11 protein-coding genes are annotated in these 16,990 nt (G+C 69.4%); 8 read left to right on the forward strand and 3 right to left on the reverse strand.

What is annotated here, in order from left to right:
* Window positions 1–50: 50 nt before the first annotated feature.
* From ACIA8G_RS03780 to ACIA8G_RS03810, 7 genes are all read left to right on the forward strand, one after another.
* Window positions 51–2,876, forward strand: a complete 2,826-nt coding sequence (locus ACIA8G_RS03780; protein WP_396416706.1) for a glycoside hydrolase family 3 C-terminal domain-containing protein — start codon at window positions 51–53, stop codon at window positions 2,874–2,876.
* A 37-nt stretch (window positions 2,877–2,913) separates the two neighbouring features.
* Window positions 2,914–3,921, forward strand: a complete 1,008-nt coding sequence (locus ACIA8G_RS03785; RefSeq protein WP_396416707.1) for a LacI family DNA-binding transcriptional regulator — start codon at window positions 2,914–2,916, stop codon at window positions 3,919–3,921.
* A gap of 319 nt (window positions 3,922–4,240) precedes the next feature.
* Window positions 4,241–5,899 carry an extracellular solute-binding protein gene (locus ACIA8G_RS03790; RefSeq protein WP_396416708.1) on the forward strand — a complete coding sequence of 553 codons (1,659 nt, stop codon included), beginning with the start codon at window positions 4,241–4,243 and terminating at the stop codon, window positions 5,897–5,899.
* Entirely contained in the window at window positions 5,886–6,866 is a 981-nt protein-coding gene (locus ACIA8G_RS03795; protein ID WP_396416709.1) for an ABC transporter permease, read from the forward strand. The genes ACIA8G_RS03790 and ACIA8G_RS03795 overlap by 14 nt, the downstream gene beginning before the upstream one ends.
* A complete protein-coding gene (locus tag ACIA8G_RS03800) occupies window positions 6,863–7,774 on the forward strand; it encodes a carbohydrate ABC transporter permease (protein ID WP_396416710.1) in 912 nt (303 codons plus the stop codon). Before ACIA8G_RS03795 ends, ACIA8G_RS03800 begins: the two co-directional genes overlap by 4 nt.
* Window positions 7,775–7,789: 15 nt before the next feature.
* Window positions 7,790–9,748, forward strand: coding sequence for a beta-galactosidase (locus ACIA8G_RS03805; RefSeq protein WP_396416711.1), 1,959 nt, complete (start codon window positions 7,790–7,792; stop codon window positions 9,746–9,748).
* A complete protein-coding gene (locus ACIA8G_RS03810) occupies window positions 9,745–11,943 on the forward strand; it encodes a glycosyl hydrolase family 95 catalytic domain-containing protein (protein ID WP_396416712.1) in 2,199 nt (732 codons plus the stop codon). The genes ACIA8G_RS03805 and ACIA8G_RS03810 overlap by 4 nt, the downstream gene beginning before the upstream one ends.
* Before the next feature lie 53 nt (window positions 11,944–11,996).
* Here the strand turns inward: ACIA8G_RS03810 and ACIA8G_RS03815 are convergent, their stop codons facing one another.
* Window positions 11,997–13,289 carry a jacalin-like lectin gene (locus ACIA8G_RS03815; protein ID WP_396416713.1) on the reverse strand — a complete coding sequence of 431 codons (1,293 nt, stop codon included), beginning with the start codon at window positions 13,287–13,289 and terminating at the stop codon, window positions 11,997–11,999.
* Between the two features lie 463 nt (window positions 13,290–13,752).
* Here ACIA8G_RS03815 and ACIA8G_RS03820 point away from each other — a divergent pair, with 463 nt between their 5' ends.
* On the forward strand, window positions 13,753–15,042 hold the full coding sequence (locus tag ACIA8G_RS03820) for an ABC transporter substrate-binding protein (protein WP_396416714.1): 1,290 nt from the start codon (window positions 13,753–13,755) through the stop codon (window positions 15,040–15,042).
* A gap of 147 nt (window positions 15,043–15,189) precedes the next feature.
* Here ACIA8G_RS03820 and ACIA8G_RS03825 read toward each other — a convergent pair whose 3' ends face one another.
* On the reverse strand, window positions 15,190–15,681 hold the full coding sequence (locus tag ACIA8G_RS03825; protein WP_396416715.1) for a hypothetical protein: 492 nt from the start codon (window positions 15,679–15,681) through the stop codon (window positions 15,190–15,192).
* A 157-nt stretch (window positions 15,682–15,838) separates the two neighbouring features.
* A complete protein-coding gene (locus ACIA8G_RS03830) occupies window positions 15,839–16,708 on the reverse strand; it encodes a cellulose binding domain-containing protein (protein WP_396416716.1) in 870 nt (289 codons plus the stop codon).
* Window positions 16,709–16,990 lie beyond the last annotated feature (282 nt).

Here is a 16,990-nt window from a genome sequence, read left to right on the forward strand (position 1 = left end):
GTCCGGTCGAAGCGATTCGACGCAGCCTCGGTGACCAAGAAGGGCCTGCCTTGAGCATCGAGAAACCCAGCGGGGAAACACCTTTCCGCGATCGCGACCTGCCGCTGCACCAACGGATCGCCGATCTGCTCGGGCGGCTGACCACCGCGGAGAAGATCGCGATGCTGCACCAGTGGCAGCCCGCGGTGCCGAGGCTCGGCATCGGGGTGTTCCGCACCGGCACGGAGGCGCTGCACGGTGTCGCCTGGCTCGGGCGCGCGACGGTCTTCCCGCAGGCGATCGGCCTGGCCAGCACGTGGAACCCGGACCTGGTGCGGGCCGTGGGCGACGCGACCGGGACCGAGGTGCGCGGCTTCCACCACAAGGACCCGGTGGCACACGGGCTCAACGTGTGGGCGCCGGTGGTGAACCCGCTGCGCGATCCGCGCTGGGGACGCAACGAGGAGGGCTACGCCGAGGACCCGTTGCTCACCTCGGTGATGGGCACGGCGTACGCGAACGGCCTGCGCGGCGATCACCCGGTGTACTTGAAGACCGCGCCGACGTTGAAACACTTCCTCGGCTACAACAACGAGACCGACCGGTGCGCCACGTCGTCGGTGATGCGGGCCCGCGTGCTGCACGAGTACGAGTTCCCGTGCTTCCGCGGCCCGCTCGCGGCGGGTGCGGCGGTGGCCGTCATGCCGTCCTACAACCTCGTCAACGGCAGACCGGCGCATCTGACGCCGTACATCGAGGACCACCTGCGGAGCTGGACGGACGCCGAGATCGCGGTCGTGAGCGACGCCGGTGCGCCGTCCAACGTGGCCGGTCAGCAGGCCTATCACGCCGACCAGGTCGCCGGGCACGCCGCGCTGCTGAGGGCGGGGGTCGACAGCTTCACCGACCACGACGCCGACCCCGCGAAGACGATCGCGCACGTGACCGAGGCGCTGGCTCGCGGGCTGATCACCGAGGAGCACGTGGAACGGGCGGCCGGCCGCCTGCTGACCCTGCGGATGAGGCTCGGCGAGTTCGACCCGCCGGAGCTCAACCCGTACGCGGCGATCACCGAGGAGGTGATCGACGCGCCGGAGCACCGAGAGCTCGCGCTGGAAGCGGCCCGCCAGTCGATCGTGCTGCTCAAAAACGACGACATCCTCCCGCTCGACTCGCGTAGCAGCGCGAAGATCGCCGTGATCGGCACGCACGCCGATGTGCTGTTCGAGGACTGGTACTGCGGCACGCTGCCGTACTCCGTGACACCGCTGGCAGGGATCTCGGAGCTCCACAGTGGAGAGACGACGTTCGCCGAGGGCGTCGACCGGATCTCGCTTCGCGCCGGGGACGGTCGGCTTCTCGCCGTGTCGCCGGAGGGCCAGGTCGGCCTGACGGAGCACCGGAGCGACGCCTGCGCCTTCGACCTGTTCGAGTGGGGCCAGGACGTGGTCACCCTGCGCAGCGTTCTTACCGGCAAGTACCTCGCCTCGACGCGGGAGGGCGTGCTCGTCACCGAGAGCGCGATGCCGGGCGGGTGGGACGTCCTCGAACTGTTCGAGTTCGTCTGGCTCACCGGCGACACGTGCCTGCTGCGCAACACCGTGCTCAACCAGTACTTGGCGCTGCACGACGACGAAGTCGGGTTGGTCGGCGCGGAGAACGAGGCGACGCGGTGGCGGCTGGGGGTCGATCGCTCCGGGCCGGCCCAGGCGCTCGCCCAGGCCGCGGCTGCGGACGTCGCGATCGTCGTGGTGGGCAACGACCCGCACATCAACGGCCGTGAGACCCAGGACCGCGCCGATCTCGACCTGCCGCCCCGGCAGGCGGACCTGGTCCGCGCGGTGCGGCAGGTCAACCCGCGGACCGTGCTGGTCGTGGTCAGCAGCTATCCGTACGCGCTGGTGTGGGAGGACGAGCACGTTCCGGCGATCCTGTGGGCATCGCACGGCGGACAGGAGTTCGGCCGCGCGCTCGCCGAGGTCGTGTTCGGCGAGGTCACGCCGTCCGGCAAGCTCACCCAGACCTGGTACCGCGGTGCCGGCCAGCTCCCGGACCTGCTCGACTACGACATCATCCGGTCCCGCGGTACGTACCTGTACTTCGAGGGCGACCCGCTCTACGAGTTCGGGCACGGACTGAGCTACACGAGGTTCTCCTACGGCCAGCTGACCGTCTCCGCGGCCTCGGTGTGGCAGGACGAGCGGTTCGAGGTCTCGGTCGAGGTCACCAACACCGGTGACCGGCAGGGCGCCGAGGTGGTGCAGCTCTACGGCAGGCAACGGGAGTCGAGGGTCGTGCAGCCGCTGCGCCGGCTCCTCGCGTTCGAACGCGTGCCCCTCGAACCGGGGGAGCGCCGGGTGGTCCGGTTCCTGCTGCACGGCAAGGACTTCTGGCATTGGGACGTCGTGGGCGACCGCGCGGTCGTCGAAACGTCCGTGCACGACCTGTGGGCGGGTCCGTCGGCCCGCAGGCCGCTGGCAGGCGGCGAGGTGCTGGTGATCGGCGAGGGAATCGGCCCGCGTGGCCCTGCCGTCCGCGCGGAAGGGTTCGACGACTGCTCGGGGATCACCCTCGTCGACGAGACCGCGGAGCGCGGCACCGTCGTCGAAAGCACCGAGGCGGGTGGCTGGATCCTGCTGGGGGACGTGCTGCTCGGCGAGCAGACCACCCACTGCACGGCCCGCCTCTCCGGCGGAGGGGAGGCCGAGCTGAGGCTGGGTCACCACGAGCAGGGACAGGTGCTGTGCACGTTCACGGTCCCGGTGGAGTCCGGCCTCGGCACCTGGCAGGACGTCAGCCTGCCGGTCCGCTGCGCGGCCGGTGCTCAGGACCTGGTCATCGTGTTCTCCACGCCGGGCACCCGGCTGGCCGGCCTCGCCTTCGGTTGTCCGTCGTGAATGTTGTCGAAACGCTTCAACACTCGGAGGTGCCGACGTGGTCACCATCGCGGATGTGGCGAGGCATGCCGGCGTGGCGCCGAGCACCGTCTCGTACGTGCTGACGGGCAAGCGGTCGATCTCGCCGCAGACCCGCACGAAGGTCAGGGAGAGCATCCGGTTGCTGGGCTACCACCCGCACGCCGGAGCCAGGGCGCTCGCGACCAGCAGGGCGAACGTGGTGGCGCTGGTGCTGCCGCTGCGCCCGGGAGTGCACCTGCCCGTGCTGATGCGGTTCGTGACCGCGGCGGTCACCACGGCCCGCAGGCACGACATGGACGTGCTGCTGGTGACGGCGGACCAGGGCGCGCAGGGTCTGCGCAGGGTGGCGGGCAGCGCCCAGGTCGACGGCTTCCTGGTGATGGACGTGGAACTGGACGACGACCGCGTTCCGCTGCTGCGGCAGATGGCACAGCCGTCCGTCCTCATCGGACGTCCGGCGGCGGTCAAGGGACTCACCTGCGTCGACCTCGACTTCGAGGCCGCCGGTGCGCGGTGCGTCGACCACCTCGCCGACCTCGGCCACCGCTACATCGGGTTCCTCGGGTCGCCGAGCGTCGTGTACCAGCGCAACACCGGCTACGCCCAGCGCACGATGGCCGGGTTCGGTGCGGCCGCCATGCGGCGCGGCATCGCCTCGACTGCGCTGCCCGCCGAGGACGACTACGAGTCGGTGCTGATCTCCGTGCGCTCGTTGCTGCGCACGCAACCGGCGATGACCGCGCTCGTCGTGCACAACGAGGCGGCGCTCGGCTGGGTCGCGGGAAGCCTGCGCGCGCTGGGGCGCAAGGTTCCCGACGACGTGGCCGTCGTGGCGATCTGCCCGGACGAGCTCGCGGAGCAGATGCAGCTGACCTCGGTGCAGCTGCCGGCGGAGGAACTGGGACGGCAGGCGATGGAACTGCTCTTCGCCAGGCTCAACGGGCATCCGACGGCACCGTTGACGCTGCTGCCGCCGAGATTGTCCGGCCGCGCGAGCACCGCCCAGCGCCCGCGCCGCGGCTGATCTCTCCCGGAAGTGTGGCGGCATGACCGTGACGGCAATCGAAACGCTTCGACGAGGGAGTGGCGTGCAGAACACCAGGCGCTCCGCGTCGAGGCGCGAGGCCCCGGCATCGGCCCCTCTGCGGACGGCGCCACGGCGCGGGCGTTCGGCAACGGGTTCATGTTCGGCCCTGATCTGCCCGTTGCCCCGGTCCACGAGCCCGGCAGACACGAACGGGTCGTCCGGCCGCCGGGTCGCTCGACCGCATTCCGTTGTTCCGGCGCGAGAGCGCGGAACTCCCCAATTCCTCTTGAGAAGTCGGACGCGAAGGAGCGTTGACGTGCTCGGTGAGAACGGCACAAGCATGGACCGCAGAGGTTTTCTCGGTTTGGTCGGCGCGGGCGTGCTCGCGACGACAATCGGCGGCGTGACGGGGTGCAGCAGCCCGTCCGCCCCGCAGACCGGCAGTGCGCTCGGGAACGGCGAGTTCGCGGGCGTGCTGCCCGCTCACGTTCCGGTGGAATTCGGGAAGCCGGACCTCGCCGGGGTGAACGGGTCGCCGGCGGCGTACCTCAGGTACCCGTCGCAGCTGGTCCAGGCGATCAAGGACAAGCCGGGCGGCGGTGGTCAGCTGACCGCGATGACCCCGTCGTTCTGGCCGGTGCCGCCCGGCCTCGGCCAGAACGCCTACTACGACGCGGTCAACTCGAAACTCGGCGCGACGATCAAGTTCGAGCAGGTCAGCGGCAACGACTACCAGCAGAAGCTGAGCGCCATGATGGCGGCCAGGCAGGTGCCGGAGATCGTCGTCATGCCGTCGTTCACCGTCCCGCCGAGGTTCACCGAAGGCGTCGGAACCGTGTTCACCGACCTCACCGACCTCCTGAAGGGCGACGAGGTCCGCAAGTATCCGATGCTCGCCAACATCCCCACCGACAACTGGCTGGGCTGCGCGTTCAACAAGCGGCTCTACGGAGTGCCGTTCCCCGGCTCGCCCTTCGCGGAGACCATCTTCTACCGCAAGGACGTGTTCGAACGGCTCGGCGTCGCACCGCCGAAGTCGGCCGCCGAGTTCGAGCAGCTGTGCAAGAAGATCACCGATCCCGCGGCCAGGCAGTGGGCCCTCGGTGACGTCTTCCGCGCGATGGTGCGCATGTTCGGTGGCAAGGGGGACTGGAGCCGCGACGCGTCCGGCAAGGTGGTCAACCAGCTGGAGACGGAGGCCTACGTCGAGGCGGTGAGTTTCTCCCGGTCGCTGTGCGCCGCCGGCTACGCCCACCCCGACTACGTGGCGGGCGCTCTGAGCGGCACCAGCAAGCACAAGGAGCTCTTCGCGAGCGGCCAGATGCTGATGGTCCAGGACGGGGTCGGCGCGTGGAAGGAGGCGCTCGCCGCCCAGCGGCCGTCGAACCCGAGCTTCGACATGGCCGCCCTGCCGCTGTTCAACCACGACGGCGGCAAGCCGACGTACCCGGTGTCCACGCCCACCAGCATGATCACGATGTTCCGCAAGGACCTGCCCAGGGAACGGGTCGAGGAGCTGCTGCGGATCGTGAACTTCGCGGCGAGCCCGATCGGCACGCAGGAGTACCACCTGGTCAACTACGGCACCGACGGCACGCACAGCACGCGCGACGCCCAGGGCGAGCCGCAGCTCAACGACCTGGGCCGCAAGGAGATCACCCTCACCTACGGGTTCTTCGCCGGGCCGCCGCAGATCATCACCAACCCCGCGTACCCGGACTTCGTCAAGGCGCAGCACGCCTGGTACGCCGACACGTACTCGCACCAGATCAAGCCGCTCGAGTTCGGCCTGAAGGTCGACGAGCCGGCGGAGTTCTCCAAGCTCGGCAAGGAGTTCCAGGACAAGACCTTCGACATCATCTTCGGTCGCACGCCGGTCGAGGACGTCACGAAGCTGGCCGACGAGTGGCGTCGCAAGGGCGGCGACCAGCTCCGCGAGTTCCACACGAAGGTCCTGGCCGATGCCGGCCGCTGATGTGCTGACCCGCGTGCCCGCACCAGAGGCCGCGGCCGAGCCGGCCGGGCGCCGCCGCATTCCCGCGTGGCGGCGCCGGCTGCGGCGGGACTGGCCGTTGCTCGTGATGGTGGCGCCCGCGGTCTTGCTGTACCTGGTGTTCCACTACGTGCCCTTGCTGGGCAACGTGATCGCGTTCCAGAACTACTCGCCGTACACGGGGATCGTGACGAGTCCGTTCGTCGGCCTGTACAACTTCGAGCGGATCTTCACCGACGCCGCGTTCTGGCAGGCCGCGCTCAACACCGTCACGATCACGCTGTTCCAGCTGGTGTTCTACTTCCCGGTGCCGATCCTGCTGGCGTTGCTGCTCAACAGCCTGCTCAGCGCCCGGCTGCGGATGCTGGTCCAGAGCGTGGTGTACCTGCCGCACTTCTTCTCGTGGGTGCTGGTGATCACGCTGTTCCAGCAGATCTTCGGCGGCACCGGTGCGATCAACACGTTCCTGCGCGAGCAGGGTGCGCAGACGGTCGACATCATGAACAACCCCGACCTGTTCCTCGGGCTCGTGACGCTGCAGTCGGTGTGGAAGGACGCGGGCTGGGGCACGATCATCTTCCTCGCCGCACTGTCCACCGTGGACACGAGCCTGTACGAGGCCGCCGCGGTCGACGGGGCCGGCAGGTGGCGCCGGCTCTGGCACGTCACGCTGCCCGCGCTGGTTCCGGTGATCGTGCTGCTGCTGATCCTGCGGCTCGGCGACGCGCTGAGCGTCGGCTTCGAGCAGTTCCTGCTGCAACGCGACGCGGTGGGGGCGAACACAGCGGAGGTGCTCGACACCTACGTCTACTTCACCGGCGTGGTCAACAACGACTGGTCCTACGCGGCCGCCGCCGGCCTGGTGAAAGGCGTGGTGGGTCTGCTGCTGGTGCTGGGGGCGAACAGGCTCGCGCACGTGTTCGGCCAGCAGGGGGTGTACCAGCGATGAGCGTTGTGGCCGTCCGGCGCCGCCCGCTGTGGGACGAGGAACCGACGCTGTTCGGGCGCGCCGCCAAGGGCGTGATCGTCGCCGTCGTGGTGTTCGCCGTGCTGTTCCCGCTGTACGTGGTGATCCTGACCAGCGTCTCCCCGCAGGCGGCGATCACGAAGTCCGGCGGGCTCGTCATGGTGCCGGACGGGTTCAGCCTCGCCGCGTACACCGAGCTGCTCTCGGGCGGCGTGGTGAGCAAGGCGGTGCTCGTCAGCACCGGGCTCGCGGTGTTCGGCACGCTCTTCAGCACGGTGCTGACGCTGCTCGCGGCCTACGGGCTGTCGCGGCCGGGCTCGTTCGCGCACCGGCCGCTGCTGTTCGTGGTGCTGCTGACGTTCCTGTTCGGGCCGGGCATGATCCCGACCTACCTGCTGGTGAGCTCGCTCGGACTGCTCGACACCTATGCGGCGCTGGTGCTGCCGGGCGCGGTGGCGGCGTTCAACCTCGTGGTGCTGCGGTCGTTCTTCATGAACATCCCGCAGGAGCTCGTCGACAGCGCCCGCATCGACGGCGCGAGCGAGTTCGGCATCCTCGCCCGGATCGTGCTGCCGCTGTCCAGAGCCGTCACGGCGGTGATCGCCCTGTTCTACGCCGTCGGCTACTGGAACGCGTTCTTCAGCGCGTTCCTCTACCTCAACACCCCGGACAAGTGGCCGATCCAGCTGGTGCTGCGGCAGTACGTCCTGCAGGGCCAGCCGATCCCCGGCACGGGCGGAGAAGCGGTGATCGAGGGCGTCGCGCCGCTGCCGACGCTCGCCGTGAAGATGGCCGTGGTCGTCATCGCCGTCGTGCCGGTTCTGTTCGTGTACCCGTTCGTGCAGAAGCACTTCACCAAGGGCGTCATTCTCGGCGCCATCAAGGGATGAGAGGACCACGCCACCGTGCCGAACCTGTCCGACGTGACGCGTGGCCGCCTGGTCTACGGAGGCGACTACAACCCTGAGCAGTGGCCGGAGGCCGTGTGGCTGGAGGACGTCGCGCTCATGCGGGAGGCCGGGGTGAACCTGGTGACCGTCGGCGTGTTCTCCTGGGGCAGGCTGGAGCCGTCGCCGGGCGTCTTCGACTTCGGCTGGCTCGACCGCGTCCTGGACCTGTTGCACGAGAACGAGATCGGCGTGAGCCTCGCGACGCCGACCGCGTCGCCGCCACCGTGGATGAGTCTGCGCCACCCGGACACGCTGATGGTGACGGCGGACGGGGTGCGGATGTCGCACGGTTCGCGCAACCACTACTGCCCCTCGTCCCCGGTCTACCGCCAGTACGCGCGAGCCATCACCACGGCACTGGCCCGCCGCTACGCCGGGCACCCGGCGCTGAAGCTGTGGCACGTCAACAACGAGTACTGCGAGGTCTGCTACTGCGACGGGACCGCGCAGCACTTCCGGCGCTGGCTGTGCCAGAAGTACGAGACGCTCGACGCGCTGAACGAGGCCTGGGCGACCGCGTTCTGGAGCCAGCACTACGGGGAGTGGGCGGAGATCCTGCCGCCGCGTGCGGCGCCGTACCTGCGCAACCCCACCCAGGTGCTGGACTTCAAGAGGTTCTGCTCCGAGTCGTTGCTCCAGTGCCTGCGGGCCGAACGCGAGATCCTGCGCAACTTCACGCCGCACGTTCCGATCACGTCGAACTTCATGGGGTTGTTCGCCCCTCTCGACTACTGGCAGGCGGCGGCCGAGCAGGACTTCGTGTCCCACGACTGGTATCCCGACCTGACCGATCCCACCGCCCACGTGGAGACCGCCATGAGCTACGACCTCATGCGAGGCCTTGCCGGGCGCAGGCCGTGGTTCCTGATGGAGCAGTCCGCGAGCGGCTCCCACGGCGCGCGCCGGCCGCCGGGTCATCTGCGCACGCAGTCGCTGCAGGCGATCGCGCGCGGCTCGGACGGGGTGTGCTTCTTCCAGTGGCGGGCTTCCCGTGCGGGCGCGGAGAAGTTCCACTCCGGCATGGTGCCGCACCGCGGTCCGCACAGCCGGGTCTTCCGCGAGGTCACCGCGCTCGCTCAGGATCTCGCCGAGCTGCCGGACGTCGTGGGCGCGCCGGTTCCCGCGCAGGTCGCGATCCTGATGGACTGGGACAACTGGTGGGCCGTCAGCGGCGCGCACCTGCCGGCCGAGCTCGACCTGCTCGCGCGGCTGCGCCACTTCTACGAACCGCTGTGGCGGCTGGGCATAGTCGCCGACTTCGTGCGGCCGTCCGACGACCTGTCGAAGTACCGGATCGTGCTCGCGCCGAACCTCTACCTGCTCACGGCCTCGGACGCGGACCACATCACGTCCTATGTGGACGATGGCGGCACGTTCGTGATGGGCTTCTTCTCCGGGGTGGTGGACGAGCACGACCACGTGCGGGCCGGCGGCTATCCGGCGCTGCTGGCCGACCTGATGGGCCTGCGGATCGACGAGTTCCTGCCCCAGCGCGACCCGTTGACGTGCACCTCGAAGCTGCTGGGCGACTTCACCGCGGACTTCTGGGCAGACGATCTGCAGGCCACCACGGCGGAGACGGTCGCGACGGTGGCCGAAGGTGAGCTGGCCGGCACGCCGGTGGTGCTGCGCAACAGTTTCGGCGAGGGCACCGCCTGGTACGTGGCGACCAGGCCGGAGCCGGCCGCGATGCGGGCGCTGCTCGCGCACGTCGCCGTACAGGCGGGGGTGACGGCGTCGCCGCAGGCAGAGGGCGTGGAGGTGGTCCGCCGCGGCGAGCTGCTGTTCGTGATCAACCACCGGCCGGAGCCTGCGAAGGTCGTGGTGGACGGTTCGTACACCGACCTGCTCAGCGGCGAACGGGTCAGCGGCGTGACCGAGTTGCCCCGCTACGGAGTGCGGGTGCTGAGGTGACCCGGCTGTGGTTCACGGCGCCCGCGGGTGCGTGGGAAGAGGCCCTGCCGCTGGGCACGGGCCGGCTCGGCGCGATGTGCTTCGGCGGCATCGACACCGAACTGGTGCAGCTCAACGACGACCGGCTGTGGACGGGGGCGCCGTCGCCCCCGCCGTCCGGTGACCCCGATCTGGTCGCCCAGGCCCGTGCGCACGTGCTGGCCGGCGATCCCGTTGCGGCGGAAGAGGTTCTCCGGCGCATCCAGGGACCGGACACGGCCAAGTACCTGCCGCTGGCCGAGGTGATGCTCGTCGCTGGTCCCGGGCGGGTGGAGTCGTATCGGCGCGAGCTGGATCTGCGCACCGGCGTCTACTCGGTCTCCTACCGGACGGGGGACGCGGTGGTGCGCCGGGAGGCCGTGTGCCACGCGGGCCTGCACGTCCTGGCGATGCGGGTCACCGGTGCCCAGGCCGGCCCGCTGCTGCGCGGTTCGTTGCCCGGCGAGCACTTCACCTCGTCCGGCGGCATCGTGGGAGTGCGCGGCCGGGTGCCGTCCGGAATGGCGTGGGCGGCCGTCGTCGCGGTGGACGGCGAGACCGTCTACGTCGCTACCGAGGTGGGCTACCGCGGCCCCGGCACCGCACCGGCGGCCGACCCTGCCGAGTGCTCCCGCCTGGCGCTCGCGCGGGCCGAACGGGCACGCAGGCTGGGCTGGACGAAGTTCCGCGACCAGGCGGTCAGCGCCCACCGGTCGCTGTTCGACCGGGTGAGCCTGCAGCTGGGCCCGTCGCCGGACCGGCCGACGGACGAGCGGATCGGCCAGCCGGGGGGCGACAGGGCGCTGGCCGCGCTGCTGTTCCAGTACGGCCGCTACCTGCTGATCACCAGCTCACGGCCGGGCACTCTGCCCGCGAACCTGCAGGGAGTCTGGAACCCGCACACCGATCCGCCGTGGCGCGGCAACTACACCCTCAACATCAACCTGCAGATGAACTACTGGCCGGCCGAGGTCACCGCGCTGCCCGAGTGCCACGAGCCGCTGCTGGGGTTCGTCTCCCGGCTGTCCGAGTCCGGTGCGGTGACGGCGAAGGCGCTCTACGGCGCGCCGGGCTGGGTGGCGCACCACAACAGCGACCCGTGGTGCCTCACCACACCGGTGGGGGAGGGCGGCGGCGACCCGGCGTGGTCGAACTGGCCGATGGCGGCGGCGTGGCTGTGCCGGCACCTGTGGGAGCACTACGCCTTCACCGGCGACGTGGACTGGCTGCGCGACCACGCATGGCCGGTGCTGCGTGGCGCGGCCGAGTTCTGCCTGCACTGGCTGATCTCGCGGGACGGCCGGCTCACCACGGCGCCTTCGACGTCGCCGGAGAACCACTACCTGACCGAGGACGGCACACCGGTCGCGGTCGGTGCCGGGGCCACGATGGACCTCGCGTTGACGGCGGATCTGTTCGCCAATCTCCTCGAGGCCGCAGAAGTTCTGGGAGTGCGCGACGACGTGGTGGACAGCATCCGGGAGATCGAACTGCCGCCGCCACCGGTCGGATCGGACGGCCGGTTGCTGGAGTGGGCCGACGAGGTGGTGGAGGCCGAGCCCGGCCACCGCCACCTGTCCCACCTGTTCGGGCTGTACCCCGGTGCGCAGATCGATCCCCGGCTGTCGCTCGGTCTGGCCGAGGCCGCCGAACGGGCCCTCGCCGCCAGGGGAGACGCGGGTACGGGGTGGTCGCTGGCCTGGAAAGCCGCGCTGTGGGCCAGGCTCGGCGACGGCGACCGCGCGCACGCGTTGCTGTCGATGGTGCTGACCGACGCCACGACAGGCAGCCCGCACGGCGGCGGGGTGTACCGCAACCTCCTGTGTGCGCACCCGCCGTTCCAGATCGACGGCAACTTCGGCGCCACCGCGGCGATCGCGGAAATGTTGCTGCAGAGCCACACCGGCGAGCTGCGGCTGCTGCCCGCACTGCCTGCGGCGTGGCCGACGGGCGTGGTGCGGGGGCTGCGGGCACGCGGCGGGGTGGTGGTCGGCCTGTGGTGGGACGAGGGAGAGTTGAAGGCGGTGTCGTTGCGTGGCCTCGGCTGTGAGAAGACAGTGGTCGTCACGTGCCAGGGCCGGACGGCGGAAGTCACGGTGCTGCACGACGTCGAGGTGGTGCTCGACGGCAGGCTGCTTCCAGTGGCACGCAACGAGCCGCTGGTCTCGCACGGGTGATCTCGCGGCAGTGCGGGAAACCCCGCGCTCACCGAGCGCGGGGTCCACTCGCGTCAGACCGGTACGAAGATCGCGCCGAGCCGGTCGACCTCGTTACCCGACCGGCCGGTGAACCCGGCGATGCGCCACCCCGCGGGCGCGGTGACGGTGATCGTCTCCCCGGTCGCCTGACCCGCCGAGAGCGTCCGCCCCCGGTTCGTGGTGAACGCCGCGGAGAACACCCGAGTGTGGCCGTCGTACTTGCCCTGACTCAGTTTCGCCGACACGAGATGTTCGCCTGGTTCCAGCGTGAGCGTCGCCGCCGTACCGCCGTTGCCACCGTGGCTGAACGTCGTGCCGTTCGCGAGGGTGACCGCGACCTGGTCCAACCGGCTGCCGCCGCGCAGGCTCAGCGTGCGCACCGCGCCGAGATCGACGGCGGCGAGATCGGTGAACGGCGTGCCGTGCGGGCCGCCCGACTCGGCGCTGAGCCGGATGCCGTCGTCGGCCGTCCAGTCGAACCGGGTGGCGATCGGGTAGTGGTCGGAGAGGGGCTTGCCCTGGGCGTCGAGGAACGCCGCGTTGTCGTTGCGGTAGTCCCGCGCGGTCAGCCTGATCTGCCGGTTGCCCCGGTAGAGGATCTTGTCGACCACCTCGCAGGAATCGGTGACCGCCGCCGCGTCGCACACCAGCGCCGGACTGCCGGCCGCAGGTGCCTGCCCGCCGCGTTCGAGCTGCACCCACGCGTCGGTCAGACCGTTGGTGGTGACCAGTTCGCGGATGTTGTCGGCCTCGCGGGTGTAGCGGGTGTTGGTGTCACCCATGACGATGACCGCGTTGCCCGCCGAGTTCGAGGCGATGTACCGCGAGAGCTGGGTGATGTTCGACCGGCGCGCGGCGAGGTCCGCGTTCTCCGTGCCCGCGTTGGGATGCAGGTTGTACAGGTCGACGTACACGCCGTCGGCCAGCCTGAGCCGCTGGTGGGTGAACCCCTTGGGCGTCAGGCAGTCCGTGCCGTTGCAGGACGACCACTTCGTGCGTTCGAGGTCGTTGTAAGGCAGGTGGGACAGCGTGTTCAGGCCGCTGCCGAACGGAACCCCACCGCTCGTCGGGGTGCGGTGGGCGTGGTTGTCGCCCGCGTACAGGGCTGCGTGGTAGTTGAAGTCCTCCTGGACGTTGACGACGTCGTACGGCGCGAGACGTGGGCTGATCAACGGGGTGTTCACGGCCGGGTTGCCGGAGGAGAGGCCTTCGGGAAGGCCGGCCACGTTGTAGGTCAGCACTTCGAGGCTGCCGCCGGTGGCGGCGTGGGCCGGCGTCACGAGCGCGGCCAGCACGACCGGGATCAGGAGCAGGGATCTGGACATCAGTTGCGCGTCCGCTTCTGGTTGGTGGCGCCGCTGCGCGACAGCGCCTGTGTGAACGTTAACAGTGCGGTTGATGGCGAACTTTCCGATGTGCAGGGGGAATTTGGGGAAAGGGTGCACCGCCGATGTGAGCGTTGACATACTGTCTCGGCGGCGCGGGTGCGTCAACGGCCGGTTTCCGGTTCGTGATGTTGCCTGATTGTCACGCTGTGTTGCTGATCGGCGCGTGGACCGCCGTCGTCGATTGCTGGCCTGATCAAGGTTGTTCGCGCAAACATCCTTGGTGCACAACGGGTTTGGCGGCCGATGGCCGTCGGGGGAAACCTCTTCACAGGCGAATGAAGATCACGTACTGTGCCCGGTCAGAGCGCTGCACGGGGAACAGGGTCATGCGTCTGAGGCGGTCGGCGATCGCCCGCGTTCTCGTACCCATCTGCTCGTCTGAAAGTCCGAGGAACCACTCATGGGGCAACTCCGCCCGCGCAGAGCCGTGTCCGCCATCGTCGTAGCCGTGACCTGCCTGGTCACGGCGGCCTGTGCCACCGGTACACCGCCACCGGCGCCCGAACCCGAGGTGACGGTGGCGGTGTGGGGCAGCGATCAGGACGCCAAGACCTACCAGCAGCGCGTCGACCTCGCCAGTGACCGCGTCGACGGCGTGAACGTCAAGCTCCTGCACGTCCCCAACAACGGCGACTACGGCAAGAAGATCCAGACGATGATCAGTGAGGGCAACCCGCCGGACATCATCCAGGTCGCCGAATCCGTCCACACCTACAGCAGCAGGAACCAGTTGCTGCCGCTGAACAACTTCATCGAGACGGAGAAGCTGGACCTCGTGAAGAGGTTCGGCGAGCGGGCCGCGCACTCCTACGACCGGGACGGCAAGACCTGGGCGTTGCCGGATCGCAACGGCCCGATGGTCCTGTACTACAACAAAGATCTCTTCGACAAGGACGGCGTCGCCTACCCGACCGCCGACTGGAAGTGGCCGGACTTCCTGGCCGCCGCCCAGAAGCTGACAGTCCGCGAAGGCGACAAGGCCATGCGGTACGGCTTCGCGGCCGGTGACTGGTGGCCGTGGTGGATGGCGTTCATGCTGCAGAACGGCGGCAGGATCCTCGACGACGCCGGCAAGCCGGTGATCAACTCACCGGAGAACGTCAAGGCCATGCAGTTCTACGTCGATCTGGTGCACAAGCACCGCGTCGCGCCGTCCAAACGGGACTACGAGGCGCTGAAGATCTCCAGTCCCGACCAGCTCTTCGCTCAGGGCAACGCCGCCATGATCATGACGGGGTTCTGGAACGTCGCCTCCCTCAAGGAGTCGCCGCAGGTGCGGTGGGGCATCGCGCCGCTGTTCAAGAACACCAAACAGGCGACGATCTCGTTCCAGAGCGGTCTCGCGATCACCAAGTCGAGCAGGCGCCCCGAGCTCGCGTTCAAGGTGCTCGGCTTCCTCACCAGTGCCGACGGGCAGAAGCCGATCGCGGCCACCGGCCAGGACGCGCCGGCCAACCGCGAGGTGCAGGACAGTGAGGAGTTCCTGCACCCGGCGTGGGCCGTCTCGGACGTGAGCATGGCCGCGTTCAAGGAGTCCGCCGAGTTCGCTTACACGCCACCGATGACGCCCGAGTGGGGCAGCATGCAGAAGGTGTTCGGGACGATCATCGGCGAGATCTGCGACGGGGCCGTCACGCCGAAGGACGGCCTGGCAGTCGCCCAGCGCTCGTTGGAGAACCTCGGCAAATGACCGCGGGGGAGGGCGGGCGGCGCGTCCGCCCTCCTGTTCGAGCGTGCCGCGACGATGACGGTCGGCGGGCGCCGCGCACGGGCTCCGGCAGGCGAGTGCCCGCCGGAGCTCGTGGTCCGCACATCCAGCGCCGAGAACGGTGGTGGTCTACCGGACGAGCATCATTTCCCGGTCTTGTTCGACCAGGCTGGAATTGTCCGGCGGGAGATAGACGTTCAGAGCCGCCGAAGTGAATGCGACACCTTGCCGGAACGCCTTCGTGCGCGACACCACCGTGATGTCGATCTTGTGGTAACTGCCGGTGCACGGCACGCTCGCGGTGTACTTGTCGCCGATCGCGAGCTCACCGCGCACGTTCTGGGTGACCTGCACCCACAACGATCCGGACGCGCCGTTCTGGCACATCACCCGCAGTGGCACGGTGACAGCGGCACCGCGCGCCTCCAGCCGTGCCTGCGGCTGAAGGGCGACAGCGGCCTCGACCTGTGCTGCGGCCGGCATTGCGGTGGCCACCACCGCGGCCGCGGCCAACACGAACGTCGAAATTGCTCGCACGTTTTTCACCTCGTTCTTGTGGAAGGTCGGTTGCGGCCGCACGCCGACATTAGCCACGAGGTGATCAATCGGGCGAGGGGCCATTGATCGTCAGGAAATCCAACCGGCAAGGACGGTGGCTGAACTTCAGCGCACAGGCGGCACGATCGAGGACGGGCCGGTCCGGTCCGGAGTGGACGGAAGCGGTCGGCAGTCGGCAGTCGGCAGTCGGCAGTCGTTGGTCGGCCACATCCGCACAGCGCTACCGGACCGGGCACGGGTGGCTGTTCACCGAGAACGCTGTCGGGGCGGGATTGTCGGCCCGGTGGCTCCCGGTGAACCCGACCACCTGTGTCCCACCTGCGGGGATAGTGGCGGACTGGGGGATGTTGGTGGCGCTGACCTCCGCGCCGTACTGCCGGCCCGTGGCGTTCCACATGTCCGTCACGACCTGGCCGCGGGTGAACGTCCAGCGCAGCGTCCACCCGGAGATCGGCGCCGTCCCCGTGTTGGTGATCGTCACGTCGGCGTTGAAGCCGCCGTTCCAGCGGTAGGTGACCCGGTAGTTGACGGAGCATCCGAACGCGGCCGGCGGGGTGGTGGCCGGCACGGGCGAGGGCGTCGTGCTGACGGGTGGCGGTGCGGTGCTGGTGGGCGGCTTGGCCTGACCCCGGCACGGCGCACCCCACAGTCCGAGTCCCGCCTTCGTCGCGGCCGCCTCGGCGTCCCGGAAGGCGGGATCGTGCGGCGAGTCGCCCCGCAGCACCCCTTGGCTGACCGCGAACAGCGCGTACTCGGTGCCGTCGTCGAGCCACAGCGGCGCCTCGTCGACGACGGCCGGGTCTCCCTGGTCGACCTTGACGAGCTTGTCCAGCAGGAACGCCTTGGCGAACGCGGTGGCGGCGCCCGCCCAGCACTCCTCGGGTGCGGCGAGCCCGGCTATGCGGATCCGCACGCCGTCGGACAGCAGGACGGTGCGGCCGTCCTGCACGCCTTGGACGGTCAAGGTGTTGGAAAGGGTCGGCGGTGCGATGAGGCGGTGCGTGGACGGCTGCGGAACAGCGGGCGTGGGCGGCCCGGTGCATCCGGTGATCAGGAAAATCGCGACGGTCGCCGCGAGGCTGCTTCTCATTCTTCCCCCGGTGCCGCGGTGGTGCGTTGAGCTGGGCAATGGCGGGAAAGTAGGACCCCGATCGCGTCGCGGTCAATACGGCACCGATGGGTCTCGTTCGACGATGTCGCTGTCGAATCGCATCGAACGACCTGGTAGAGGCGTCGAAACGCCGTTCGGCCACCGAGCGGATCGTGATGCACGCGTCACTTTGCATCCGGGCGGCAGGCGGGCGGTGAATTCGACCGCTTCGATTCGAATTCCCGTCGAATTCCAGGTCGAATTGTCGAACGCATTCATTTG

The organism is Lentzea sp. NPDC051213 (genome assembly GCF_044455585.1).
Lineage (GTDB): Bacteria > Actinomycetota > Actinomycetes > Mycobacteriales > Pseudonocardiaceae > Lentzea.

Coding starts and splice junctions, on each gene's coding strand:
- ACIA8G_RS03795 (WP_396416709.1), top strand. CDS start 5,886: ATGCCGGCCGCTGATGTGCTGACCCGCGTGCCCGCACCAGAGGCCGCG.
- ACIA8G_RS03800 (WP_396416710.1), top strand. CDS start 6,863: ATGAGCGTTGTGGCCGTCCGGCGCCGCCCGCTGTGGGACGAGGAACCG.
- ACIA8G_RS03815 (WP_396416713.1), bottom strand. CDS start 13,289: ATGTCCAGATCCCTGCTCCTGATCCCGGTCGTGCTGGCCGCGCTCGTG.
- ACIA8G_RS03820 (WP_396416714.1), top strand. CDS start 13,753: ATGGGGCAACTCCGCCCGCGCAGAGCCGTGTCCGCCATCGTCGTAGCC.
- ACIA8G_RS03825 (WP_396416715.1), bottom strand. CDS start 15,681: ATGGCCCCTCGCCCGATTGATCACCTCGTGGCTAATGTCGGCGTGCGG.
- ACIA8G_RS03830 (WP_396416716.1), bottom strand. CDS start 16,708: ATGAGAAGCAGCCTCGCGGCGACCGTCGCGATTTTCCTGATCACCGGA.